Here is a 23457-nt window from a genome sequence, read left to right on the forward strand (position 1 = left end):
CTTTTTATGTTATTTTAATTTATTTCATCAATCCACTCATCCAGATATCCAAGATTGTAGTTGTATTGTGTTTCTTCTGCGACTTGAGCGAGAGAAACATTTGATAAAGTTGAAACAAGAGTATTTTCGATTTCGTCTAATGCAGTTGTGATAGCACAACGTTGGGCTTTTCCAGACTCAGCACCAATGAAATTTTGTAGTAAACCTTGACTTTGAAAAATTTTTCCTCGCCCTTCAATTGCAAGAAAAACATCATAGAAACTAATGTCGTTCAATGGTTTATTTAGTGAAAAACCACCATTTTTACCTGGCGTTGAGCGCAAAAGTCCTTCATCAACAAGTGACTTGATAATCTTTTTTAGATAAGAGGGAGAAACTTTTAAACGATTGGCAAGAGAGAGAGAACTCATTGTACGATTTTCAGGAAGTCGTGCTAAAATGAGCAGAACATAAATAGATTGTTCCCAACCAGATGATAATTTCATAATAAACTCCTTAAAAATTTTAACTTAGCAAGTGTGTGCTAATTCCCCCACATCTCAAAAGTGGCGGGATAAGCAACACTAGGCTCTGCTTTGCCCTAGGGTCTTAGCGCTTTAGGGCTTGCGATTTGAGCTTCCGACTTTAGTCGGTTGAGGTGCTTTGCCTTTTGCTCCTGCAAGCTTTGCTCGCTAAGCAAAAACGAACGTAGACCATTTGCAGAATGGCGCACAAAGTGCGTGGCTTGAGCAACTTGGAAAAAGCGATACCTTTCTCATTCACAGCCTTGATACAATGCTTTAAGCACGAGAAATAGTAGTAGAAAGTTGACAGAGAATGTAAAAAGTAGTATTATCTATATTAGAGATAAGAAATATCTCTAATAGCTATAATTGACTTCCTTTAATTATAGCAAAAAAAGTGAAAGAACTCATCTTATACTATTTATCAATAAATAATATGAGCATTACTTTAAAGTAAAATAATAATTGAAATTGAAACAAGACTTTGAAGTGATAAGATATAGCTGATGATTTTATCCAGCTATAGGTAAATTTGGTATCAAAAATTTTAAAAACGGAGGACTACATCATGGTAGTTAAAGTTGGTATTAATGGTTTTGGGCGTATTGGGCGCCTTGCATTACGTCGTATTCAAAATGTTGAGGGTGTTGAAGTTACTCATATCAATGACCTTACTGATCCAGCGATGCTTGCTCATTTGCTCAAATATGACACCACTCAGGGGAGATTTGATGGAAAAGTCGAAGTTAAAGATGACGGCTTTGAGGTAAATGGTAAATTTATCAAGGTGACGGCAGAACGCAATCCAGAAGACATTAAATGGGCGGATTCAGGTGTTGAGATTGTACTCGAAGCAACAGGATTCTTTGCTACAAAAGAAAAGGCTGAAAAACATTTGCATCCAGGAGGAGCAAAAAAAGTAGTCATTACAGCTCCTGGAGGAAATGATGTGAAGACTGTTGTCTTTAATACGAATCATACCATTCTTGACGGAAGTGAAACAGTAATTTCTGCAGGTTCTTGTACGACAAATAGCTTAGCACCAATGGCCGATGTCTTAAATAAGAATTTTGGAGTCAAAGGTGGTACAATGACGACTGTCCACAGTTATACAGGAGATCAAATGACACTTGATGGTCCACACCGTGGTGGAGACTTCCGTCGTGCGCGTGCTGCCGCTGAAAATATTGTTCCCGCATCAAGTGGTGCTGCAAAAGCAATTGGACTGGTATTGCCAGAACTTGAAGGGCTGATGAAAGGTCATGCGCAACGTGTATCAACGCCTACTGGCTCAATCACAGAGCTTGTTACAGTGCTAGAAAAACACGTCACTGTTGATGAAATCAATGCAGCGATGAAAGCTGCGGTTAATGAAAGCTTTGGATATAATGTAGATCCGATTGTTTCAAGCGACATCATTGGGATGACTTATGGTTCATTATTTGATGCAACATTGACGGAGGTTACAGATCTTAAAGATGGTGGTCAGTTGGTAAAAACTGCTGCTTGGTATGACAATGAAATGAGTTTTACTGCTCAACTTATCCGCACTCTTGAGTATCTCGCAAAACTTGGAAAATAAAAGCTAGAATTAGCTTTATTCCACTTTGAGAGAGTGGGGATTGAAGCGAGATTAATCTTTTATAACTTTACTGTGAAAGTCAGTATAACCAATTAATTATAATAAATAAAACGCTCTGTCAGTACACTGACAGAACGTTTTTAGCTTATTTACGATTAAAAGTTACTGACAAAAATTCTGTCAGTAACTTTTAATGATAGTAGTAATAGAGTGTGCCAGCAAATATTGGAGAATTATTTGACAACAAGCATTCCATCTTTGATTTCCCAAGGGTCGTTCATGTTAATATGGTCGTAGAACATGATACCATTAGTGTGGTCAATTTCATGTTGGACACAAATGGCTGGAAAATCTTTAAGGCGAATCTTTTTCTTTTCTCCGTCTTTATTGATGTATTCTACGGTAACACGCGCATGACGAACGACATAACCTGGCACCTCACGATCAACGGAAAGACATCCCTCCCCACCTTCAACCGCAGCGTCTTGAACAGAATGGCTAATGACTTTAGCATTATACATAATTTCGCGCATCTTATAGGCTTCTTTGGGTGCAATTTCATTGTCTTCTTCATCGAACTCAGGTTCATTAGGAATTAAAACAGCAATTACTTTTTTGAGCAGTCCAAGCTGATTTGCAGCTAGTCCAACGCCACCACGAAGTCCCAATTTTTCACTCATTACGGGGTCTTGCGAATGGTGCAAGAACTGTAGCATTTTTTCGCCTAAGAGGATGTCTTCATCTGATAATGGGAATGTGACGTCAGAAGCAACTTCACGTAAAGTAGAAAAACCTTCACGAACAATATCATCCATATCAATCATATGACTTGCCGTAATCAAATTTTGTTGAATTTCGTCAGGAGTCAGTTGACTTAATTTATTATTTATCTCTTCACCAGTCATTTTTTAGTCCTTGTCTAAACATTGGGTGTACTTTTAAAGCATTTGAACCCAACAAGTATTTTTTAAATATAAACTAATTATATCATATTTTTACTGACGAAAATGGTAAAATTGTATTATGGAATTCTGTCAGTATTCGCTGTTTGAAACGTTACTGACAGAAAAATGACATTGGAAATAAATCGGAAGCTCAGTCCTGTCAGTAGTTTTATCGAAGTAAGTGCGTGCTAACACCGCCTTTTAGGCTACGCTGTCAATGCTCGCTACGTCGCTGAAGCGACTAGTCGCAATCGCAACACCCCTCTTCTACCCAGATGTAACAACTAGTATATCTCTAAGTAGGGGATGAAACAGCACTAGCTTTGGATTTCGTCCGGATTCCCTAGTTTAGGCTTCTGGGACAAGATAACCTCATATTGAAGATGTTAAGCAGACTGTTGCAGCTTTAGCTGCGTACAGGTCGCTTAGCTGTTACACCTAGAGGTTGTATCTTAATTCAGCAGGAGTTGAAACTCCTGTTGAATAAGTCTTGACTTCATGAAAAAGTGGAGCATATCAGTGCGCATTTGAGGTGATAAAATGAAAACTTACAGAAAAAGTGTCGCAGCAGTTATTGTCAATAGCGAGCATAAAATTTGGCTAGGTGAGCGTTCTTATGCACCAAAAACTTATGGATTTGTGCAAGGAGGAATTGAAGCCATTGATGTAACAAATGAGGCAGCTTTGCGTCGCGAATTTCGTGAGGAGATAGGTACAGATGATTTTACAATTCTGTTAGCGCTGACAGAAATACTATATTATGATTTTCCAAAAAACAAACAGCAAAATTATCTCGGTCAAGCGCAGCAGTTTTATCTCGTTTGACTGACGGACTTATCAAAAATTAATTTGGTTACTGACGAACCTGAATGGTTGTCTTACAGCTTTGTCAGTGCTGACGAAATCAAAAATTATGATTTAAACATGGAACAGAAAAATTATCTTAAAGCGCTGGAAAGTTTTAAGGAGCAGATTAGAAAATGAAAGAATATCGTAAAAATGTTGCAGCAATCATTATCAATAGTGAACACAAAATTTGGCTTGGGGAGCGGGCTGACAAGATGGCATGGGGTTTCCCACAAGGCGGCATTGATAAAGGAGAGACACCAGAGGAAGCACTCTATCGTGAGATAATGGAAGAGCTTGCAACTAATGAATTTGACCTTATCGCCCAATATCCTGGTACCTTGAAATATGACTTTCCGGTAGATATGGAATTTCCAACATGGACTTATGCAGGACAAGAGCAATACTATTTTTTGATTAAGCTGCATGATGCAGCAAAGATAGACTTTAATAGTCATCCAGAAGAAATAGAATTTTTAACCTATAAATTTCTGTCATTTGATGAAATAATGAAAATGGACTTTACTTTTAAGACAGAAGTCTATCAAACTGCACTTAACTATTTTAAAGAACAAGGATATTTATAAATGCCAATAGAACGTATCACCACCAACAAATTTGACCTCGTTAGTAAATACAGCCCAGCAGGCGACCAAGGCGAAGCCATCGAAGAACTTGTAGAAAATATTGAAAACGGCGAGAAAGCCCAGATTCTCCGCGGCGCGACAGGGACAGGCAAGACTTACACGATGAGCCAAGTCATCGCACGCACAGGCAAACCTACGCTCGTCATGGCGCACAATAAAACGCTTGCAGGTCAGCTTTACAGCGAGTTCAAAGAATTTTTCCCCAACAATGCCGTTGAATATTTCGTCAGCTATTACGATTATTACCAGCCAGAGGCTTACGTGCCAAGCTCCGACACCTATATTGAAAAAGACAGCTCGGTCAATGACGAGATTGACAAACTGCGTCACAGCGCGACTTCCAGCCTTCTTGAGCGTAATGATGTGATTGTCGTTGCTTCCGTCAGCTGCATTTACGGATTAGGCTCGCCCAAGGAATACCAAGACAGCGTGGTTTCCTTGCGTCCAGGGCAAGAGATTTCCCGCGACAAACTCCTCAATGACCTTGTCGGCATCCAATTTGAACGCAATGATATTGATTTCCAACGTGGGCGTTTTCGCGTGCGTGGCGATGTGGTTGAAATTTTTCCCGCCAGTCGTGATGAACACGCTTTCCGTGTCGAATTTTTTGGCGACGAAATTGACCGAATCCGTGAAATAGAAGCGCTGACAGGTCAAGTTTTGGGCGAAGTCGATCACCTCGCCATCTTCCCAGCGACTCACTTTATGACAAATGATGAACGCATGGAAGAATCGATTGCTACTATTGAAGCAGAATTGCAACAGCAACTTAAAAAATTCCGTGACGAAGGCAAATTGCTTGAAGCACAGCGCCTAGAGCAACGCACTAACTACGACATTGAAATGCTTCGCGAAATGGGCTATTGTAACGGTGTCGAAAACTACTCGCGACATATGGACGGACGCGCTGAGGGCGAGCCACCTTACACACTGATGGACTTTTTCCCCGACGATTTTCTCATCATGATTGACGAGAGCCACATGACGATGGGGCAGGTCAAAGGGATGTATAATGGTGACCGTGCGCGTAAGGAAATGCTCTGTAATTATGGTTTCCGTCTTCCTTCAGCACTTGATAATCGCCCATTAAAGCGTGAAGAATTTGAAAGTCATGTGCATCAGATTGTTTATGTTTCAGCAACACCAGGGGATTATGAGATGGAACAAACTGACACAATTGTTGAGCAAATCATCAGACCAACAGGACTTCTTGACCCAGTTGTTGAGGTTCGTCCGATGATGGGACAGATTGATGATTTGGTTGGAGAAATTAACAAGCGAGCAGAAAAAAATGAGCGTGTTTTTGTTACGACACTTACTAAAAAAATGTCAGAAGATTTAACTGCTTATTTTAAAGAAATGGGAATTAAGGTCAAGTATATGCACAGTGATATTAAGACTTTAGAGCGAACGGAAATTATTCGTGATCTCAGGCTTGGTGTCTTTGATGTACTTGTCGGTATTAATCTGTTACGTGAAGGAATTGATGTTCCTGAGGTGAGCTTAGTTGCTATCCTTGATGCAGACAAAGAAGGATTTTTACGTAATGAACGTGGTCTGATTCAAACAATTGGTCGTGCTGCTCGTAATAGTGAAGGTCATGTGATCCTCTACTCAGATATGGCAAAACCACTTGATGAAAATGATCCAGCAGACAAAGAAATTCTTGATACAGGATATTTCACAGAATATCAAGGCGAAAAATATAAGATTACACGCAGTATGCGCCATGCGATAGATGAAACTTCACGGCGACGTGAAATCCAGATGGCTTACAATGAAAAACATGGTATTGTACCAAAAACGATTGTCAAAGAAATTCGTGATTTGATTGCAATTACTAAGAAATCTGAATCAGGAGAAATAGAAGAAGTCGATGCAAGTGCAATGACGAAGAAAGAGCGGAAAGCTTTAGTTTCAAAACTTGAAAAGGAAATGCAAGAAGCGGCAGCAGCACTTGATTTCGAAGGGGCAGCCCAATTGAGAGATATGGTATTGGAACTTCGTGCAATGGATTAATCCTAGAATATTTGATAATAAATATAATAAAAATTCACTTTATGGTGAATTTTTTTATATTTTTTCAATAAAAATACTTGACACAGTAAATTATAAGTGTATAATTATACCTATTATATTTATAAAATAGGAGCTTAAACATGAACATTAAGAAAATTGCATTAGGAATAATTGGATTGGCAACGGTAGCGACTTTGGCGGCTTGTGGAAATGCAAATGCATCTTCAAGTAGTCAATTGGATAAAGTTAAGAAAGCTGGAGTACTAAAAGTTGCACTGTCACCAGACTATCCACCCTTTGAATTTCAAATGATTAAAAATGGAAAAAATGCAATTGTTGGTTCAGATGTTGATTTAGCCAACGCAATCGGTAAGAAGCTGGGAGTTAAGGTGCAAATTGAAAGTATGGACTTCAATAATGTACTGGCAAGCTTAACGACTGGAAAAGCAGATATCGCAATTTCTGGAATTTCAAAAACACCCTCTCGTGAAAAAAGTGTTAATTTTTCAAATGTATATTATTCATCGGATAACTATCTAGTCGTTAAAAAATCTGATTTGAATAAATATACTTCTCTATCAGATTTTAAAGGTAAAAAAATCGCAGCACAAAAAGGTTCTATTCAAGAAGGAATAGTGACAAGTCAGCTTAAAGGTGCTGCTGAAATTGCATTACCACAGATTGGTGATGAAATTAATGAAATCAAAGGTGGACAAGTACAAGGTGCCGTAATTGAAGAATTGATTGCAAAGAGTTATGTCGCTGCCAATCCTGACTTAGCTATCTCAAAGGTGACACTTAAAATGCCAAAAGATAGCTATGGTTCTGCTGTTGCTCTACCTAAAGGTTCATCAGAGTTGACAAAGGTGGTCAATAGTGTCATTAAAGAACAACTTAAAAATGGACAAATTGATAAAGATATTCAGAAAAATTATGCCTTGTCAGAAGCCAATAAATAGATTGAGGTTTCATTAAATAAGAAGTGAATAGGCATAAGGAGAGTCATGGAAGAGTCAGTAGAATTATTAAAAAAATTGGTGTCAATTCCGTCTGCATCGGGAAATGAAAAAGAGATTTTGGAGTACATTGAGCAGTGGCTCAAAGCGAAAAAATTTGATTTTGTCATCTGTGAAAAAAGTTTCGTTGCTGGGCAGATTAAAGCACAGCCGAAAGCTAAGAAAGCCATCGTTTTGGCTGGGCATATTGACACAGTGGTTGCTGGAAATCTGGCAGATTGGGATTTCCCGCCGACTGAGCCACAGGTCAAAGATGGGAAAATCTTTGGTCTGGGTGTCAGCGATATGAAAGGTGGAGATGCTGGTAATCTCTGCGCTGCGGCTGATTTTATTGGCAAAAATCTCACGCAGGATATTTGGGTGGTAGGCACGGCAAATGAGGAGCTGGACGGTAAAGGTTCGGAGGATTTCGCAAACTGGTTTGCTCAAAACACAGATTATCAATCTGCTGTTTGTATTATCTCAGAACCAACAAGTTTGAATAAAATTTATGTTGGACAGCGTGGCAATCATTTTATGAAACTGCATTTTACAGGAAAAGCAGGTCATGCTTCACATCAAGAGCATTTTAACTTGAGTGCTTTGGGGATAGTGAGCCAGTTTTTGGCAAATATTGATACAATTGCTGACGATTTGAAAAAGTATAAAAATCAAGTTTTAGGAGTTCCGTCATTTGTAGCGACGTCCGTTAAGGCTGGAGATTCAAGTTCACCAAATAAAACAGCAGATTATGCAGATGTAGTAGTAGATTGTCGTCTAACGCCAGAGTTGGAAGAGGTTTTTGAAGCTTACATGGAGGAGTTAGGTAAAAAATATAACTTTACTTATGAGAATATTGTAACTCCAGTATTATCTACCTTGACAGATGGACAGGCTCCTTTCGTAGAAATATTAAAAGAGCTATCTGATGCGACAACGACTGCTGCTGTCGGTTCAAATGACCAAGGCTTTTTTGAAAATATTGGGATCAGTACAGTAGTATTTGGACCGGGAGAGCATAATCAGGGACACGTTGCTAATGAATATTTTATTATTGAGAACTTGGAGAAACATATTCAATTATTAAAGCAATTTATCCATCAGATGCAGTAAAATAAAAATGTTACTCAATTGAGTAACATTTTTATTATTTTGTTTGTTCAGCAGCTTCGTCAACGATGAAAGTAAATTGGCAAGTCGTTACTTTTTTACCATCAACATAAGCAGCAGCATCAGCGGTTCCAACTTTTCCTCGGAATTTAGTAATTTCAAACTCAAGTTTCATAACATCTCCAGGTACAACTTTTTGACGGAACTTAGCTTTATCAATTCCACCGATATAAGCCATTTTCCCTTGAAATTCTTCTTTTTTGAGAATTAATATCGAACCTGCTTGAGCAAGAGATTCAAGAATCAAGACACCTGGAAAAGTAGGGTTGCCTGGAAAATGACCATTGAAAACTTCTTCGTTAATTGTCACATTTTTTGTGGCAATGATTTTATTTTCAGAGAGTTCATCAACGTAGTCAATAAACATGATTGGGTAGCGATTAGGAATAACTTCCATCACTTCAGTTGCGGTCATGGCATATTGTTTTGTCATTGTATTCTTTTTCCTTTTACGAATTTATGGATACTTATAATTATATCACGTAAGATAGATTTTGTTATATTTAAACATATTTTTTTTACTTACCGAGTGCTTCTATAAATGTGAAGTGTTATGAACTAATATAAGCAGAGAATTGAGAAACTCTAACTTGACAGTTCGGCATTTTTAAGTTAAAATTTTATGTATCAAGTATTTTGATATACAAAACCTTTTACATTTAATCTTACCAATTTCTTGTGAAAGTGTCAACTTTTTTATTAAAGATATGAGAAGTGCTCACTTACAGGCTATGAAAGATAGAAAAATCTATGGTTTCGCATAATCGCAGGCTCTAGGTTTTATCTTTTTTTACGGGCTTTTAAGCGAAAGACTGATGTTTATACTCAACTAACTTTAAACTATCTGTGAGTGTTTTTAGCGAATTTAGTATAAAAATATCAGAGTGTGCTTTGAATTCAATTATTAAATTAAAGAAAAGGACTTATTTTATTTATGTTTTTAGAAGGTAAAAAGATTGTCGTTATGGGTGTCGCTAACAATAAATCTATTGCTTGGGGATGTGCAAAGGCGTTGAAAGACCAAGGTGCTACACTAATTTATACTTTCCAAAATGAACGTATGGAAAAACAATTGGCAAAATTGGCTGAACCAGAAGATTTGCTTATTGAATGTGATGTTGCCTCTGATGAATCAATTCGTCGTGCTTTTTCAACAATCGAAAGTCGTGTAGGGAAAATTGATGGTTTAGTTCATGCTGTTGCTTACTCTAAAAAAGAAGAACTTGGCGGGAATGTCACGGATATTTCACGTGACGGTTATGCGCTGGCACAAGATATTTCGGCTTATAGCTTGCTTGCTGTTTCCAAAGCTGCAAAACCTTTGCTTAATAAGGGTTCTGGTATTGTAACTTTGACTTACATGGGTTCAGTGCGTGCGATTCCAAACTACAATGTCATGGGGATTGCTAAAGCGGCACTCGAATCTACAGTTCGTTATCTTGCTGCTGAAATGGCACACATTGGTGTTCATGTAAATGGTATTTCTGCTGGTGCGATTAAAACGCTTGCTGTGTCAGGTGTTTCAGGATATAAAGATTTGATTAAAGAATCTGATAGCCGTACAGCAGATGGCATTGGTGTAACAATCGAAGAAGTAGGGCAAACTGCTGCTTTCCTTGTTAGTCCTCTTGCTGCTGGTATCATTGGGGACATCATCTATGTTGATAAAGGTGTTCATTTGACTTAATAAGAATAATGAAAATTACTGACAGAATATCCTGTCAGTGATTTTTTATATATTTTATCAGCCAATTATCACGGATTTCTTGAAAAATGGGGCTGTCAGTATGCTGACAGCTCTTTTTGATTTGCATTTTTCGATGGGGAACCATGAGAAAGGGCAGATGATGAATGGAGAAAAACTGAAGTTTTGCGGTTTCTGGACCAGATTTTATAGCAGTTCCACTTATGATTTTTCCTGTGAAAATATACTGACGGTCAGCGCGTTCAATATTATCGTAAATGCCTGTCAGTTGCTCAAGCGAAATCACAAAACCTGTTTCTTCAAAGGTCTCACGGACGGCCGCTTGTTCAGTATTTTCGCCTTTTTCTACTCGTCCACCTGGCAAATCCCAGAGTGGAAAATCGCGGCGTTTGACGAGCAAAATATGTTTGTCAGAATTTCTCACGACAGTAAATGCACCTAGAGTTTTCATGAGTCAAATATAGCATGAAAGTGCACTGATAGCAAGTTCATCAGTAAATTAAAAGAAGAAAAATTTCTGTCAGTGTGCTGACAGAAATTATTTTCATTTTCGATTTTGTTTACCAGCGTTTCGTCCGCCTTTTTTGCGTTCTTCATCATTTCTTTCGCTAGTGATTGCTTTAAAATTTTCTTGAACAGATGTTGGAGTGACATCTTTAACGCCTTCATCATTGATTTTTGGAGGATTTTTTGTAAACTCTTCGTCAATCTTACGACGCATTCGAGGCTTCATAATGAAAGTAATGATGACTTGTTGGATGACAATAACGAAACCACCGACAGCCCAGTAGAGTGCAACTCCAGCAGGCGACATAAAGCTGAAGATAACAATCATGGCAGGGCTCATAATCAACATCGTCATTCCTGTTTTCTTTTGCTCTGGAGTCATTGAAAATGTTGAAATCCAAGTTTGGATGAAGTAGAGCGCTCCTGAAATGATGGTTAAAACGATGCTAGGGTGACCAAGAGGGATACCAAAGAAAGTTGCATTTGAAATTCCTTGAGTATAGGCAGCGGCATTATAGAGTGCGATAAAGAAAGGCCATTGTATCAGCATTGGCAAGCACCCAATCGAGGCAAGCATATTGATCCCATTATCTTTTTGAGCTTTCATGAGTGCTTGTTGGGCAGCCATTTTTTCTTCGGAAGTTGTTGCTGCTTTTAAACGTTCATTTAATGGAGCAAAAACAGGTGCAAGATAAGCCGTTTTTTCTTGCATATATGTTGATTTGTAGGCTTGATTTAAACCTAAAGGCAAAATCAAAAAACGAATAATCAAGGTAACAAGAATAATTCCCCAGCCATATCCCATTCCCAGATTATGGGCAAAAAGGTCAACAAAGGCAGACATGGGACGGACAAGGAGATTATAGGTCAAACCATGAGTAGCGGCTTCAGTAGGGACACGAACACCGTTAACAATATGAGTCTGAACACAGCCAGATAGAAGCAATAGCGCTGCCACAGAAATTCCGGCTAAGGTTAATTTTTTCTTTGAATTTTTCAAAATAAGTTCACTTTCTATAAAGATGAGCTAGAGTGTAAAGTGTAAAAAACATAAATAGTGAAGCACAGCTCTGATACAATCAATAGGTTTGCAGTTGCCAGTTGACATTGCTCCTTTATTGGCTTAGGGATATGCTAGTTGTTTCATCTAGTCAATTGTCACTGCAACTTGGCTAAGTGTCATATCGTTGCTTCAGCGTATAGCGAGGCAAGCGTGGATAGTGTAGCAACGAAGTTGCGGAAATCATGAAATCGACGGCAGAAACATTTACTAATTTTCAGAAAAGATTAGAGATGGCTGCATCAGCTACTCTTTCAAGAGATAAAGAACACAACACAAGCAGTATTTTTGAACACATCTACTCATAAATTAAACATACTTTACTATTTTACCTGATTTTTTGTTGAAATTCAATAGGACTAAAGCCCGAAAAATCACGAAGGTAGCTGACAAAAAGCTGTCAGTTCAATGCGATTACCGTGAGCATTGAATCGGCGGATAAAAGCTTTGTCAGCGGAGCTGAAAAAGCTGTCAGCATACTGACAGCTTCATTTTTTATTAATAAGAGTCTTGTCAGTAATAGTTTCTGACAAATCAGGTGTTAAAGTTCGTCGTCCATTGCAATAACAGTTTTCAAAATTGCGGCTGTTTCTTGCCAGTCACGTACTGTGATTGTTTCGATGCCCATTTGCACAACAGGATAGTCGTTACCACCAGGTTGAGTCATATCACCAAAATAAAGGATTTCAGGTTTAGTCACATTGAGTTCTTTCATCATATGATTCATACCAAATTCTTTGTTTTGTCCTGGAACAAATCCATTGATTGTTGTTGTACCTGCAACCTCAAATTCGAAATCAGGAGCGTATTTAGAGGCGAGTTTCGCAATTTCGTTACGTTTTGTCATATCTGGATCCCAAGCTTGTTTTGCTTCTACACCAGCTTTTTGACCGATTGCAGAGTAGGCAATCATTGACTCACGATTTTCATTGATTTCATCGCCTGGAAGAAGCACTGACTCATCCCAATGTCCAAGCTCTTTGGCTGCTTTTTCAAGTGCATCCATGATTGCGTTTGCTTGTTCATCAGTTAATGAGAAATTAAAGACTTGTTTCCATTCACCATTTTCATGAGCATAGTATTGTGTGCCTTGTGCGACAAACAAATGAAAATTATCTAAGTTTGCAGTTTCAGGCAAATTATTGATAATTTGAATCAGAAACTGGTCATATTTTTGCCCACTAATTGGAGCGATGATATATTTCTGAGACAATGTTGCGAGCAACTCAGCCATTTCAGGAAAGATTGGCATTTTTGGTTCGTTGAGTGTGTTGTCAATGTCGAAACTTAAGATTTTTTTCATAAGTCTTTCTCCTTTAAGGTACAAAAACGACTGACTTGACTTTGAGAAACAGCTAAAACTGGCTAGTCTATTTTTCAAAGCCAAGTCGTTTTCGTTCGTTTTATTTTTTATTTATCAACGCTTACATTATAACACTTTTATAACAAAAAACACAGTCAAACTATGAATGAGACTGTGTTTTTTTTCATTATTGATTACCTCTAGCTTTTAGCAAAGCAGGGACAATTGCCATTGTCAAGATGACTGCGATGACGACTTCAGCGATAGAATTTCCAGTAATAATAGAAGCGAGTAACGCACCAAAAGTTTGTTTAGTGACAGCTCGGAAGAATAAGAAGATAAATCCGAGGACAAGAACAGTATTCGTCGCAGTACCGACGAAAGCGGCTAGACCAGCTCCAAACTGATTTTTACTCATTTTGTAAATGTAATAAGGGAAAACTCCAATTAAAATTCGAGGAACAATAGCGATAACTAAAGCCCAAATTGAACCATGATTCGTTCCAGGAATAGGTTGTAAAGGGCTGAACATGAAGCTTGAAGGCAAGGTGACTACAGTCGCATTAACCACGCTGATAATCCCCATCACTAAACCAAGAAACGCGCCTTTTTTGCTCCCAAGAACGATTGAGCCGATAATCACTGGAATGTGCAATAGCGTAGGAACAATTGGCAAAGGCCAGACACTATAAACAATCTGGCTTAAGATTTGGACAACGACCATGATTGCGATAAAAATCGCAAGAATCGCAACGTCAGATGCTTTAGAATTTTTCATATTTACCTCGTTTTATAGGGATTGCTCAATGCTTGCTAAGATGTCTGGCAGGTCAGCAAGTGCGCCCTCTCCAAAGTCTCCACAGGCAAGTAAAGATTTTTTAGGTTGAATAATATTATAATCTATTTTCTTAAGAATCTCAATATTTCGTTGCGTTAACGGATTTTGATACATTTTCGTATTCATCGCTGGTGCAAGATATTTTGGTACACTAGGCTCTAAAGCGAGTGCGACACTTGTTACGATATCATTTGCAGCACCTTGGGAGAGACGGCTGATGGTGTCTGCGGTAGCGGGTGCAACAAGAAATAGTTCGGTGTTTTTAGCAAGGTCAATATGGTTGACAACTTCAGGGCGTTTCTCGTCCATGACATTAAGATGAACTTTGTTTTTGGAGAGAACCTGAAGGGTCAGAGGAGTGATAAACTGAGTGGCAGCGCGAGTCATGAGTACAGTAACTTCATGATTTTGCTTTGTCAACAATGAAACAAGGTCAGCAGCCTTGTATGCGGCAATACTGCCTGTAACAGCTAAAGTTATTTTTGTCATGGTCATTCCTTTCTAGAGTTGAAATCCTGAACTATGTTCATTTCGTTGTTGGAGTTGTGAAACCAACTTGACTTGCTTCTGATGGCGAACCTAGCATTTAATCGCCACTTCGCCTTGCGACTTTATAGGATAGCCGTTTGCGCATAATCAGCTTACGGATATCCTAGTTGTTTCATCTAGTCGCTTGCCACTGTGACTAGGTGCTTTGCCTTTTGCTCTTGCTACTTTAGCAGCTAAGCAAACGTGTAGCAATGAAGTTGCATAGACCGTTCGCAGAACGGCGTGCGAAGCACGTAGCACTATAGCGAGCATGGACAGCAAAGCAACGAAGTTGCGTAGATAGTGAAACCGACAGCGTAATAAAGTGGAGATAGAGTGAATGGATATCGTAGCGAAGCGGAGTGACATACGCCAAGCACCAAAGTGGAGTTCGACAAAAAAGCAGAGTTTCCGAATAGGTCTATTGATTTTTACAGATTAGCTATAGTATGTTTTTGACACTGACAGAATTTTGTCGGCGATTTCAGATTTTGTATGGAGCCTCTCTATGCTGTCAGTACTTACAATAAAGGCTTTGTGCTGATTGTTTTTGATATCTTCAAGGTCGTTTGCAATGATGAAATCAGCTTGAGTACTGATGAGTTTTTCTTTGGCAACATCAATCAATTCTTGCTCTGTTACTCCTGCAAGCAGTTTGAAACCAAAAAGAAGTACATGAGGTTTCCAAGTTTTGATAAAACTAATAATTTTGGGTGTTTTTTCCAAAAGCATAATTTGATAATTAGATTTTGATGAGATTTTTTTGGCATGATGAGGATGAAAATTAAGCAAATCCCGTTCTGTCAGCACTGACGGAAAATTTTCGAGTCCAGTCATGTAAAGGGGGCGATAATCACTGACCGCCATACTATGAACGACCACATCTACTAGGGGAACACAGCGTTTCATTTCCTCGTAAAGATTCTCAGTACCCATGATTGTGATAATCGTTAGCCTTTGGCTTGCTTGTGGTAAAACTGCTTTGTCACCAGCAAGAAGAATAACTTCATGTCCATCTTCTAAAAAACACTCCGCAGTTAATTTGCCAAGTCCTCCTGTGGCAAAATTACTGATGCCGCGCACGCTGTCAATAGGTTCAGTTGTTCCACCAGAAGTAATTAGAACTTTCATTTTATATTTAAACTTTCATATTTAATTTTTATAAAAACTGAACGACATTATATACAGAGGTAACGATTTAATATCGCGCAGCACTTTGAGTGCAGAAAATTTCGAGAAAATGAAAATCTCATTTATAGAACTCACTTGTATTTTATCTCATTAAAAATTAATTTTCAAGCATACCTACCTCATTGACTGAAAATGCAAAAAAAATATCTGTCAGTACTGACAGATATTTTCACTGGCAGCATCAATGTTCATGAGTTATCGCATCAAGCTGACAGCTTTTCTCTTAATTCTTTTTACGCATTTCACCCGCTTGAAAAAGTGTTCCTTCAGGCAAATCAGTAAAAATAACATTTATCGCTGATGCAGGAGCGCCTGCGTGCTTAGTAATTGATTCCGTAATTTCTTTAGCTATAGCGGCTTTTTGTGCTAGTGTGCGTCCTTCAAAAAGTTCAACATGGACAAATGGCATAAACTTTGGTTCTGGTGTGGAAAGTTCCACATCAGCCTTTCTGTTATTATGAAAGTATTTTATCATAAAATCAATATTTACACCATTTCTGTCAGTACTGACAGAACCATTTATTTTTAAAATTCTATTGTAAAACAATGTATTTTATAGTATAATTAGAAAATTAGGAAAAAAATAAGAAGCTCAAGTTTTGAGCACTGCAAACAAAAAGTAACTAGTTATAGTTCTTATTTTTTTTGCAATAAAAATTAGAAGAAAGACAATAGCAAAAGCTATCTCTTTTTTTCTAACCCAATTCGGAGCGCTTACCTTGTGATAAGCGCTCCGAATGTCTTATTTTAACAAAGTTTGTCCTCTTTGGAATGAGTGAAAAAAGATAAATCGTACAAAGAACTACGCTTTCTTGCGCAATTTTTTATTTTTCATCATTCTCAAAGTAGTTGACTCACATCTTATTAACGAGGAGGAACCAATGAAGAACAAAAAAAGAATGATGAATTTAGCCATCTCCAATTTGTTTTTAGTATTTTTAGGGGCAGGACTAGTCATTCCTGTTCTCCCAAAATTAAAAGAACAGATGAACTTTTCAGGGACAACAATGGGAATGATGATTTCTATTTTTGCTATCGCTCAATTGGTTGCTTCGCCAATTGCAGGAGCCTTGTCAGATAAAATCGGTAGAAAAAAGCTTATCGCAATCGGAATGATTATCTTCTCCTTTTCTGAATTATTATTTGGTTTAGCGCAAATTAAAATGGGGTTCTATATTTCGCGTGGCTTAGGTGGAGTGGCAGCTGCTCTAGTGATGCCCTCTGTGACGGCGTACGTTGCAGATTTGACGACAATTGCAGAACGTTCTAAAGCAATGGGATTAGTATCAGCTGCGATTAGTGGTGGTTTTATTATAGGTCCAGGAGCAGGTGGCTTTATTGCAACTTTAGGGATTCGTGCTCCATTTTATGTCGCGGCACTTTTGGCTCTCGTTGGATTTATTCTAACTTTAACTATTCTCAAAGAGCCAGAACACCCGATTCAAACAGATAAAGCGGTTAAACATGGTTCATTTTGGAATATATTAAAAAATCCAACCTTTACCTCAATATTTATTATCATTTTGATTTCTTCATTTGGTTTACAAGCTTTTGAATCAATTTATAGCATCATGGCAACCATTAATTTTGGTTTTACAACAGGTGAAATCGCAATGGTGATAACAGTGAGTGGTATTCTTGCGCTGATTTTCCAACTCTTTTTATTTGATACAATTGTAAATAAAATGACTGAACTTGGCTTGATTCAGTGTACTTTCTTTGTCAGTGCAATATTCATTGCGATTATTGCCGTTACTAAGAGTAATCTTGTTGTTGCATTGTCAACATTTATCATTTTCCTTGCTTTTGATTTATTTAGACCTGCTGTCACAACGTATCTCTCAAAACACGCAGGTGAGCAGCAAGGAGCGATTAATGGATTAAACTCAACTTTTACAAGTTTTGGTAATATTTTAGGACCACTTGCAGCAGGGTATATGTTTGATATCAACCATCTTTTCCCCTACTATATCTCCGCAGCAATTCTTTTGGGAACAGGGTTTCTATCTCTATTTATGAATAGAAAAAAAGCTCTAGCATAACTATTAACACCTTATTTGTACTTTACCAAACAAGAGAGAATACACTATTTGATTATTATGCACTATGTAAGGTAGAGAACATAAAAAAATAATAGTACACCTAAAAAGAGGATTTTTCAAAAATCCTCTTTTTAGATTCTATTAAAACTTTTTTGTTTACAATGGAATACAAAAGTGATATGATTGACTAATCAATAATTGACCAGTCAAAAAAGGTGGAAGAAATATGAAGCTTAGAGATGTGAGTAAGTTGCTCTATCAGCTAAAAATAGCAAATCAAGAGATGACATCATCTTTTGAAAAAGCAACAGGATTTAGTATCACTAGATATGAACTCATGATGATTTTAAAGTCCAAAGGGAGATGTTCCCAAAATCAATTACAAGCAGAGCTCAAAATAGATAGTGCTGCGGTAACAAGACACTTGAAAATACTCGAAGAAAAAAAATACGTCACTAGAGAGAGAAATAAAGATAATAACCGAGAAGTTTTTGTAGAAATTACAGACAAAGCAAAAGCAGATTTGGCACATTGTGAAAAAGAACACCCTTCTGCTGAACAATCTTTGAATATCACTTTAACTGAAGCAGAAGAAAATTGTTTATTACAACTACTAATGAAATTAACGAAATAGAAGAGGAAAAAATGGAAACAAAATTGATTAATAATGATTTTTCAGAAATTACTTTTGGAAGAAAATCAATCAGACTTTATGATGAAAATGTTAAAATCTCACACGAAGAAATGCTTCAATTAATTCAGGAAGCAACCGCCGCACCATCATCAGTAAATATGCAGCCGTGGCGTTTTGTCGTGATTGAAAGCAGAGAAGAAAAAGAAAAATTAAAGCCATTGATTCGCTTCAACACTAGACAAAATGATACTTCTTCAGCGATGATATTGATCTTTGGGGATACAAATTGTTATGAACTTGGGGAAGAAATATATAATCAAGCTGTAGAAGAAGGCAAGATGCCGACAGAAGTTAGAAATCAACAATTAGAGGCAATCATTCCATATTATAAAAGTTTCACAAAAAGCGAAATGAATGACGTGGTCAAAATAGATGCTAGTCTAGCCGCCATGCAATTGATGCTAGTAGCACGTGCTCATGGTTATGATACTAATCCAATTGGTGGTTTTGAAAGTGATCAGCTTGCGGAAACATTTGGATTAGATAAATCACGCTATGTTCCAGTATTGATTTTGTCTATCGGAAAAGCAATTGAAGAAGGCTATGAGTCAGTTCGACTAAGTGCTAGTAAAATAACATCATTTAAGTAAAGAAATCAGATGAAAGTTATTAATGTCTCGTTTTATATAAAAGAAAAAAAGAGCTGAATTTTTAAAAGCAATGGCTCTATTGATTTCATCTGCTCGACAAGAAAAAGGTTGTCAACGATATGATTTATATGAGAATATTGAACAAAAAAATAATTCTTTTATGATTGAGCATCACAATCAAAACCCACTTTTATTAACACTTTTTGAACATCTATCTACTTATAGTGAAAAGAAATCCAAAATCACAGTCTTTGATAAAGGAGAATAGAAATGTCAATTTTAACAACGCTTCTGACAATTTTTGTTGCATTAGAATTTTTTTATATTATGTATTTGGAAACCTTCGCAACAGATTCAAAAGCAACTGGTCGAGTTTTTAAGATGGATAAAAAGGAGTTAGAACGCCCGTCGGTTAGTTTATTGTTTAAAAATCAAGGTATTTACAATGGCCTGTTAGGTATTGGGCTTCTTTACGGTTTGTTTTTTTCAGTAGCTTCTTTAGAAATTATAAGAGGATTACTGGTATATATTATCCTAGTGGCGCTTTATGGAAGCATAACGACTGATAAAAAAATTATTTTCACTCAAGGAGGATTAGCGATTCTAGCTCTAATTTCGTCTTTTGTTTAAAGTATGAGCTTAAAGAGCAAGAGAAATCTTGCTCTTTTTGAATATCCAAAATTATTCAAAGGGATACCAATATGTAAATGAAGTTCGATAGTGTTAGTTTGTATTCAGAGAGTAGGGAGGTTTGTTAATCTAAAAAAAACGTAAAGTATTGTATCTCTGAGTAGAGATGTACGAATTAGGAAGTATTGAGAATGTAACTCATTAAGAATAAAAAATTATGAAATAATAGTTGTTTTTTAATGAGAAAAAAGATAGAATGGGCTTGTAAACGCCAACAATTTCATTTTTAGGAAGGAAACTTTATGAACAGTATACCCAACACTCGACTTTTCAACAAAAAGAATGCTCTCGTCCTAGCTCTTCTGACTTTGCTGATTTTGGTTGGTAGTCTATTTTTACCTCCTTTCATTTTAAAAGCTCATGCGGCTACAGAAGGAACACCTAAAACGGTCATGTATGTAGAAGTGAACAATAATGATTTTAATAATGTTGGAAAATACACACTGGAAGGTACAACAAAACCAGCTTTTGACATAGGGATCATTTTTGCGGCGAATATTAACTACGATACAACAAGCAAAAAACCTTATTTATTTTTAAATGAACGTGTCACACAAACTTTAAACGAATACGAAACACAAATCCGTCCAGTTCAAGCGCGTGGTACAAAAGTTCTTCTATCAATTTTAGGTAACCATCAGGGCGCAGGTTTTGCAAATTTTACGACTTATGAAAGTGCAGACGCTTTTGCCGCAGAAATTGAACAAGTGGTTAATCAATACCATCTAGACGGTGTTGATTTTGATGATGAATACTCAGAATATGGTAAAAATGGAACTGCACAGCCAAATAATTCTTCTTTCATTTGGTTACTTCAAGCGTTACGTAGTCGCTTGGGAACAGATAAATTAATTACTCTCTACAATATTGGTCCATCAGCTTATAATTCTGCTACTAATCCATTGATGAGTGAGTTGGTTAATTATTCATGGAATCCCTATTATGGTAGCTGGCAGCCACCACAAATTGTTGGGATGGATGCTTCACGACTTGGGGCAGCAGCAGTTGAAGTAGGTGTAAATCAAAGTACAGCAGTACAGTTAGCAAACAGAACTAAAACAGAAAAATATGGGATTTACCTAATGTATAATCTTTCAGGAACAAATTCAGCTTCATATATTTCCGCCGTAACACAAGAGCTTTATGGCCGTAAAACAGTATATAGTTCTACTATCCCAGCACCATAAATGAGAATCTATTTTATTGATAAATGATTAAAATAACTAGTAAATCATAGTTTAGTATAAAACCAAAAAACTGAGCGAAATTCATTTTGCTCAGTTTTTTTATATTGTTTTCAAAATTGATTTTCTCACACTTTTATATTATTCAATAACTAGGAGCAAAATATTATTGTAAGTATAGATTATTTTATCAAGGAGAGTCTATCAAGTAAAGTAATGAAATTAAATAAAACCATCTAATTATAATATATAAATTGAGCGAAACAATCTATTTCTAAGATTGATTACCAAAAATACAGATGATGTATCAATAAAATTAAATAAAATCAGCGATTTGCCATATTTATCAATATTAACTATAATACTATTGTCATTTGATGACATATATTGATAACAATGTTTTAGTTTTATATACACAAAAAAGATTTACCTCTTGAGATTAATTTAGTCCAATATCACTATAAATTAAGTCTTTCATGGATGTTTTCATGAGATAAAGAAATTTTTCTTTGAATACTTCAGGTGGGACAGGAGTTTTTGCGGAAAGCCAAAGTGAAAAGCAAGCATAAAGAAAAATGTTATAAAAACGAAGGAGTTCTTCGGCTGAGAAGTAAGGGGCAAGATGATGTTCTTTTACCAATTTTTCATAGCGCTCGTGTAACCAATCAATGGAAAGTTCTACAGTGTGGTCGGCAGGAAGAAATGGAAGAGGAGTAGTATAAATCAGATGTGCTTCATCTCTATGTCGCCATAGCACTGTTATTACGATATCAATAAAAATTTCAATTGGAAGTTCATTAGGGTTAAATCTAAAGATTTGTTCGTTGATTTCTTGAATAATAGTGATATTGATATAATCAATGATTCCCGCAACGCCTTGGTTACTAAAGTTGCTTTGGATAGTGTTTCTAGTAATCCCAGAACGACGAGAAATTTCCTCTACGGTGATATTTTGAGTTCCATTTTCTGCGGCAATCTTGAGTAAGGTTTGGATAATGATTTGTTTAGTGTCTTTTGCCATTATTAAAAATCCCTCTTTAGATGAATATTAGCTTGATTGTTATTATATCAAATATATAAAAGAATAATAAATCTAAAGACTACAAAGCGGGCAAGAGCAAGATGTCATGATTCTAAAAAATAAGTAGTGAAAATTTTAAGCTACATTGATTTAAAGATAAGGAGCAAAAATTAAATGATTTTTGAACAAGATTTTAAAATAAATTATGACCCTGCAATGTTTTATTGTAGGATAGAGGAGTGTATCAAAGCATCTGGCAAGACATTTAATGCAGTGGAAAGAGAACTGGGTTATCCTCGAAACTCACTTCACAACTATCGTGGAGGCAAAATACCGAGTTGGGTGCGAGTGCTAGAAATTTCAAGATATTTCGGTGTTGATTTAGAATGGCTTGTGGGATTGGAATAAAAATATTGTTACCGAAATTGATGGATAGGCTAGTAATTGCTGGTCTTTTTGATTTTCGTAACACTTTAGTATTTTGTTGGGAACATTATTAGATTGTCGAATAGTTTGACAAAATTTGTCGTACTCTTGGGTCTTCCTTCGCATATTGTGGAATCCTTTTTATAGAAGATAAGACTATAAAACAGTTTTTGAGGTCGAAAAAAAGTGCTATAAATGTTATAATAGGAGGGCTCTGTTTACTCTTTATTTCTATAAAAATGGAAGTAAAAGTTCAGTAAAAAATGACAAGGTGAGAAGCATCTTCTGAGATAAGATATCTCACTTTTCATCTGAGGAGAATTTGGAACCTCAGTCTACTAAAAGGAAGTATTAGGAACATTAAGGAGAAAGTGAGTAACGTATGGCACAGTTTTATTTTCGATATGGCACAATGAATTCGGGTAAGAGTATTGAAATTCTGAAAGTTGCGCATAACTATGAAGAACAGGGGAAACCTGTCCTTTTGATGACTTCAAGTTTGGATACAAGAGCAGGAGTTGGGCAAGTTGCGAGTCGGATTGGGATGAGCGCTTCTGCTGTGGCGATTGATGATAAAATGAATGTGTATGACTATGTTGCGCAGTTGGCTGAAAAACCGTATTGTGTATTGATTGATGAGTCACAGTTTTTGTCTAAGAAAAATGTCTATGATTTTGCGCGTGTTGTTGATGAGTTGAATGTTCCTGTGATGGCTTTTGGCTTGAAAAATGATTTTCGTAATGAGCTTTTTGAGGGGTCAAAATATTTGTTATTGCTGGCGGATAAAATCGAAGAGATTAAGACGATTTGCTGGTATTGCAGTAAAAAAGCTACGATGGTAATCCGAACAATAGATGGTAAGCCTGTTTATGAGGGAGAGCAGTTGCAGATTGGGGGGAATGAAACCTATATCCCAGTTTGCAGGAAACATTATTTTAAGCCTGAGATTTAAAAATAGATTTTGGTAATAAG

28 protein-coding genes are annotated in these 23457 nt (G+C 36.8%); 16 read left to right on the plus strand and 12 right to left on the minus strand.

Translation table 11 applies throughout. From position 1 onward, the window contains the following. Positions 1-14 precede the first annotated feature (14 nt). Entirely contained in the window at positions 15-485 is a 471-nt protein-coding gene (locus tag D7I46_RS00215; protein WP_120771041.1) for an Rrf2 family transcriptional regulator, read from the minus strand. Positions 486-1071: 586 nt separating this feature from the next. Between D7I46_RS00215 and gap the strand changes: the two genes are divergently transcribed. Then, positions 1072-2085 (plus strand): type I glyceraldehyde-3-phosphate dehydrogenase, encoded by a 1014-nt coding sequence (gene gap, locus D7I46_RS00220; protein ID WP_120771042.1) that lies wholly within the window; start codon positions 1072-1074, stop codon positions 2083-2085. Between the two features lie 233 nt (positions 2086-2318). Here the strand turns inward: gap and def are convergent, their stop codons facing one another. After that, positions 2319-2909, minus strand: coding sequence for a peptide deformylase (gene def, locus D7I46_RS00225; RefSeq protein ID WP_420844009.1), 591 nt, complete (start codon positions 2907-2909; stop codon positions 2319-2321). A 660-nt stretch (positions 2910-3569) separates the two neighbouring features. Here def and D7I46_RS00230 point away from each other — a divergent pair. The 6 genes from D7I46_RS00230 (at position 3570) to D7I46_RS00250 (ending at position 8649) form a co-directional block, all read left to right on the plus strand. Then, positions 3570-3854, plus strand: coding sequence for an NUDIX domain-containing protein (locus D7I46_RS00230; RefSeq protein WP_120771043.1), 285 nt, complete (start codon positions 3570-3572; stop codon positions 3852-3854). 24 nt (positions 3855-3878) lie between these two features. Then, positions 3879-4013 (plus strand): hypothetical protein, encoded by a 135-nt coding sequence (locus D7I46_RS13610; RefSeq protein WP_276116981.1) that lies wholly within the window; start codon positions 3879-3881, stop codon positions 4011-4013. Further along, the gene (locus D7I46_RS00235) at positions 4010-4462 is read left to right on the plus strand and encodes an RNA pyrophosphohydrolase (protein WP_120771044.1); all 453 of its coding nucleotides are present in this window, start codon (positions 4010-4012) and stop codon (positions 4460-4462) included. Before D7I46_RS13610 ends, D7I46_RS00235 begins: the two co-directional genes overlap by 4 nt. Beyond that, entirely contained in the window at positions 4463-6541 is a 2079-nt protein-coding gene (gene uvrB, locus D7I46_RS00240; protein WP_120771045.1) for an excinuclease ABC subunit UvrB, read from the plus strand. A gap of 140 nt (positions 6542-6681) precedes the next feature. Continuing rightward, complete coding sequence (locus D7I46_RS00245) at positions 6682-7500, plus strand: ABC transporter substrate-binding protein (RefSeq protein ID WP_162930778.1); 819 nt, start codon at positions 6682-6684, stop codon at positions 7498-7500. A gap of 45 nt (positions 7501-7545) precedes the next feature. Continuing rightward, positions 7546-8649 carry a M20 family metallopeptidase gene (locus tag D7I46_RS00250; protein WP_120771046.1) on the plus strand — a complete coding sequence of 368 codons (1104 nt, stop codon included), beginning with the start codon at positions 7546-7548 and terminating at the stop codon, positions 8647-8649. Between the two features lie 34 nt (positions 8650-8683). On the opposite strand, the gene fabZ is transcribed toward D7I46_RS00250, so the two are convergent. Further along, positions 8684-9139, minus strand: a complete 456-nt coding sequence (gene fabZ, locus D7I46_RS00255) for a 3-hydroxyacyl-ACP dehydratase FabZ (RefSeq protein ID WP_120771047.1) — start codon at positions 9137-9139, stop codon at positions 8684-8686. A gap of 501 nt (positions 9140-9640) precedes the next feature. Here fabZ and fabI point away from each other — a divergent pair. Beyond that, complete coding sequence (gene fabI / locus D7I46_RS00260; protein WP_120771048.1) at positions 9641-10393, plus strand: enoyl-ACP reductase FabI; 753 nt, start codon at positions 9641-9643, stop codon at positions 10391-10393. A gap of 34 nt (positions 10394-10427) precedes the next feature. Here the strand turns inward: fabI and D7I46_RS00265 are convergent, their stop codons facing one another. From D7I46_RS00265 to D7I46_RS00295, 7 genes are all read right to left on the minus strand, one after another. Next, complete coding sequence (locus D7I46_RS00265; protein WP_120771049.1) at positions 10428-10862, minus strand: NUDIX hydrolase; 435 nt, start codon at positions 10860-10862, stop codon at positions 10428-10430. A gap of 93 nt (positions 10863-10955) precedes the next feature. Next, positions 10956-11918: a membrane protein insertase YidC gene (yidC, locus tag D7I46_RS00270; protein ID WP_120771050.1), complete on the minus strand. Its 963-nt coding sequence runs from the start codon at positions 11916-11918 to the stop codon at positions 10956-10958. Between the two features lie 601 nt (positions 11919-12519). Beyond that, positions 12520-13281 (minus strand): HAD-IIB family hydrolase, encoded by a 762-nt coding sequence (locus tag D7I46_RS00275; protein WP_120771051.1) that lies wholly within the window; start codon positions 13279-13281, stop codon positions 12520-12522. 187 nt (positions 13282-13468) lie between these two features. After that, complete coding sequence (locus D7I46_RS00280) at positions 13469-14059, minus strand: ECF transporter S component (protein WP_120771052.1); 591 nt, start codon at positions 14057-14059, stop codon at positions 13469-13471. 12 nt (positions 14060-14071) lie between these two features. Continuing rightward, positions 14072-14608 (minus strand): phosphopantothenoylcysteine decarboxylase, encoded by a 537-nt coding sequence (gene coaC / locus D7I46_RS00285; RefSeq protein ID WP_120771053.1) that lies wholly within the window; start codon positions 14606-14608, stop codon positions 14072-14074. Between the two features lie 477 nt (positions 14609-15085). Next, positions 15086-15778: a phosphopantothenate--cysteine ligase gene (locus tag D7I46_RS00290; protein WP_120771054.1), complete on the minus strand. Its 693-nt coding sequence runs from the start codon at positions 15776-15778 to the stop codon at positions 15086-15088. 283 nt (positions 15779-16061) lie between these two features. Next, entirely contained in the window at positions 16062-16247 is a 186-nt protein-coding gene (locus tag D7I46_RS00295; RefSeq protein ID WP_120773238.1) for a 2-hydroxymuconate tautomerase, read from the minus strand. Between the two features lie 472 nt (positions 16248-16719). Between D7I46_RS00295 and D7I46_RS00300 the strand changes: the two genes are divergently transcribed. The 6 genes from D7I46_RS00300 (at position 16720) to D7I46_RS00325 (ending at position 21041) form a co-directional block, all read left to right on the plus strand. Then, positions 16720-17880, plus strand: a complete 1161-nt coding sequence (locus D7I46_RS00300; protein ID WP_120771055.1) for an MFS transporter — start codon at positions 16720-16722, stop codon at positions 17878-17880. Between the two features lie 226 nt (positions 17881-18106). Then, positions 18107-18514: a MarR family winged helix-turn-helix transcriptional regulator gene (locus tag D7I46_RS00305; RefSeq protein ID WP_120771056.1), complete on the plus strand. Its 408-nt coding sequence runs from the start codon at positions 18107-18109 to the stop codon at positions 18512-18514. A gap of 11 nt (positions 18515-18525) precedes the next feature. Then, positions 18526-19164 carry a nitroreductase family protein gene (locus D7I46_RS00310; protein ID WP_120771057.1) on the plus strand — a complete coding sequence of 213 codons (639 nt, stop codon included), beginning with the start codon at positions 18526-18528 and terminating at the stop codon, positions 19162-19164. A 70-nt stretch (positions 19165-19234) separates the two neighbouring features. After that, on the plus strand, positions 19235-19432 hold the full coding sequence (locus D7I46_RS13705) for a putative quinol monooxygenase (protein WP_338033588.1): 198 nt from the start codon (positions 19235-19237) through the stop codon (positions 19430-19432). Positions 19433-19434: 2 nt separating this feature from the next. Further along, complete coding sequence (locus tag D7I46_RS00320; protein WP_120771058.1) at positions 19435-19794, plus strand: DUF1304 domain-containing protein; 360 nt, start codon at positions 19435-19437, stop codon at positions 19792-19794. Positions 19795-20096: 302 nt separating this feature from the next. Further along, the gene (locus D7I46_RS00325; RefSeq protein WP_120771059.1) at positions 20097-21041 is read left to right on the plus strand and encodes an endo-beta-N-acetylglucosaminidase H; all 945 of its coding nucleotides are present in this window, start codon (positions 20097-20099) and stop codon (positions 21039-21041) included. A gap of 436 nt (positions 21042-21477) precedes the next feature. Here D7I46_RS00325 and D7I46_RS00330 read toward each other — a convergent pair whose 3' ends face one another. Beyond that, a complete protein-coding gene (locus D7I46_RS00330) occupies positions 21478-22059 on the minus strand; it encodes a TetR/AcrR family transcriptional regulator (protein ID WP_120771060.1) in 582 nt (193 codons plus the stop codon). A 174-nt stretch (positions 22060-22233) separates the two neighbouring features. On the opposite strand from D7I46_RS00330, the gene D7I46_RS00335 reads away from it, so the two are divergent. After that, entirely contained in the window at positions 22234-22467 is a 234-nt protein-coding gene (locus D7I46_RS00335; RefSeq protein ID WP_120771061.1) for a helix-turn-helix domain-containing protein, read from the plus strand. Positions 22468-22555: 88 nt separating this feature from the next. Here the strand turns inward: D7I46_RS00335 and D7I46_RS13755 are convergent, their stop codons facing one another. Continuing rightward, entirely contained in the window at positions 22556-22726 is a 171-nt protein-coding gene (locus D7I46_RS13755; RefSeq protein ID WP_420844010.1) for a hypothetical protein, read from the minus strand. Positions 22727-22867: 141 nt separating this feature from the next. Between D7I46_RS13755 and D7I46_RS00340 the strand changes: the two genes are divergently transcribed. Then, on the plus strand, positions 22868-23437 hold the full coding sequence (locus tag D7I46_RS00340) for a thymidine kinase (protein ID WP_120771062.1): 570 nt from the start codon (positions 22868-22870) through the stop codon (positions 23435-23437). The last annotated feature ends 20 nt before the right edge of the window (positions 23438-23457 follow it).

This window comes from Lactococcus allomyrinae (genome assembly GCF_003627095.1).
Classification (GTDB): domain Bacteria; phylum Bacillota; class Bacilli; order Lactobacillales; family Streptococcaceae; genus Lactococcus; species Lactococcus allomyrinae.

Excerpts from the sequence above, each read along its gene's own strand:
- D7I46_RS00320 (WP_120771058.1), top strand. The coding sequence starts at position 19,435 with ATGTCAATTTTAACAACGCTTCTGACAATTTTTGTTGCATTAGAATTT.
- fabZ (WP_120771047.1), bottom strand. The coding sequence starts at position 9,139 with ATGACAAAACAATATGCCATGACCGCAACTGAAGTGATGGAAGTTATT.
- fabI (WP_120771048.1), top strand. The coding sequence starts at position 9,641 with ATGTTTTTAGAAGGTAAAAAGATTGTCGTTATGGGTGTCGCTAACAAT.
- D7I46_RS00325 (WP_120771059.1), top strand. The coding sequence starts at position 20,097 with ATGAACAGTATACCCAACACTCGACTTTTCAACAAAAAGAATGCTCTC.
- D7I46_RS00275 (WP_120771051.1), bottom strand. The coding sequence starts at position 13,281 with ATGAAAAAAATCTTAAGTTTCGACATTGACAACACACTCAACGAACCA.
- D7I46_RS00215 (WP_120771041.1), bottom strand. The coding sequence starts at position 485 with ATGAAATTATCATCTGGTTGGGAACAATCTATTTATGTTCTGCTCATT.
- D7I46_RS00340 (WP_120771062.1), top strand. The coding sequence starts at position 22,868 with ATGGCACAGTTTTATTTTCGATATGGCACAATGAATTCGGGTAAGAGT.
- D7I46_RS00265 (WP_120771049.1), bottom strand. The coding sequence starts at position 10,862 with ATGAAAACTCTAGGTGCATTTACTGTCGTGAGAAATTCTGACAAACAT.
- def (WP_420844009.1), bottom strand. The coding sequence starts at position 2,909 with ATGATTGATATGGATGATATTGTTCGTGAAGGTTTTTCTACTTTACGT.
- D7I46_RS00250 (WP_120771046.1), top strand. The coding sequence starts at position 7,546 with ATGGAAGAGTCAGTAGAATTATTAAAAAAATTGGTGTCAATTCCGTCT.
- D7I46_RS00280 (WP_120771052.1), bottom strand. The coding sequence starts at position 14,059 with ATGAAAAATTCTAAAGCATCTGACGTTGCGATTCTTGCGATTTTTATC.
- D7I46_RS00335 (WP_120771061.1), top strand. The coding sequence starts at position 22,234 with ATGATTTTTGAACAAGATTTTAAAATAAATTATGACCCTGCAATGTTT.
- D7I46_RS00305 (WP_120771056.1), top strand. The coding sequence starts at position 18,107 with ATGAAGCTTAGAGATGTGAGTAAGTTGCTCTATCAGCTAAAAATAGCA.
- uvrB (WP_120771045.1), top strand. The coding sequence starts at position 4,463 with ATGCCAATAGAACGTATCACCACCAACAAATTTGACCTCGTTAGTAAA.
- D7I46_RS00235 (WP_120771044.1), top strand. The coding sequence starts at position 4,010 with ATGAAAGAATATCGTAAAAATGTTGCAGCAATCATTATCAATAGTGAA.
- gap (WP_120771042.1), top strand. The coding sequence starts at position 1,072 with ATGGTAGTTAAAGTTGGTATTAATGGTTTTGGGCGTATTGGGCGCCTT.
- D7I46_RS00290 (WP_120771054.1), bottom strand. The coding sequence starts at position 15,778 with ATGAAAGTTCTAATTACTTCTGGTGGAACAACTGAACCTATTGACAGC.
- D7I46_RS00300 (WP_120771055.1), top strand. The coding sequence starts at position 16,720 with ATGAAGAACAAAAAAAGAATGATGAATTTAGCCATCTCCAATTTGTTT.
- coaC (WP_120771053.1), bottom strand. The coding sequence starts at position 14,608 with ATGACAAAAATAACTTTAGCTGTTACAGGCAGTATTGCCGCATACAAG.
- D7I46_RS13705 (WP_338033588.1), top strand. The coding sequence starts at position 19,235 with ATGGCTCTATTGATTTCATCTGCTCGACAAGAAAAAGGTTGTCAACGA.
- D7I46_RS00295 (WP_120773238.1), bottom strand. The coding sequence starts at position 16,247 with ATGCCATTTGTCCATGTTGAACTTTTTGAAGGACGCACACTAGCACAA.
- D7I46_RS00330 (WP_120771060.1), bottom strand. The coding sequence starts at position 22,059 with ATGGCAAAAGACACTAAACAAATCATTATCCAAACCTTACTCAAGATT.
- D7I46_RS00310 (WP_120771057.1), top strand. The coding sequence starts at position 18,526 with ATGGAAACAAAATTGATTAATAATGATTTTTCAGAAATTACTTTTGGA.
- D7I46_RS00230 (WP_120771043.1), top strand. The coding sequence starts at position 3,570 with ATGAAAACTTACAGAAAAAGTGTCGCAGCAGTTATTGTCAATAGCGAG.
- D7I46_RS00245 (WP_162930778.1), top strand. The coding sequence starts at position 6,682 with ATGAACATTAAGAAAATTGCATTAGGAATAATTGGATTGGCAACGGTA.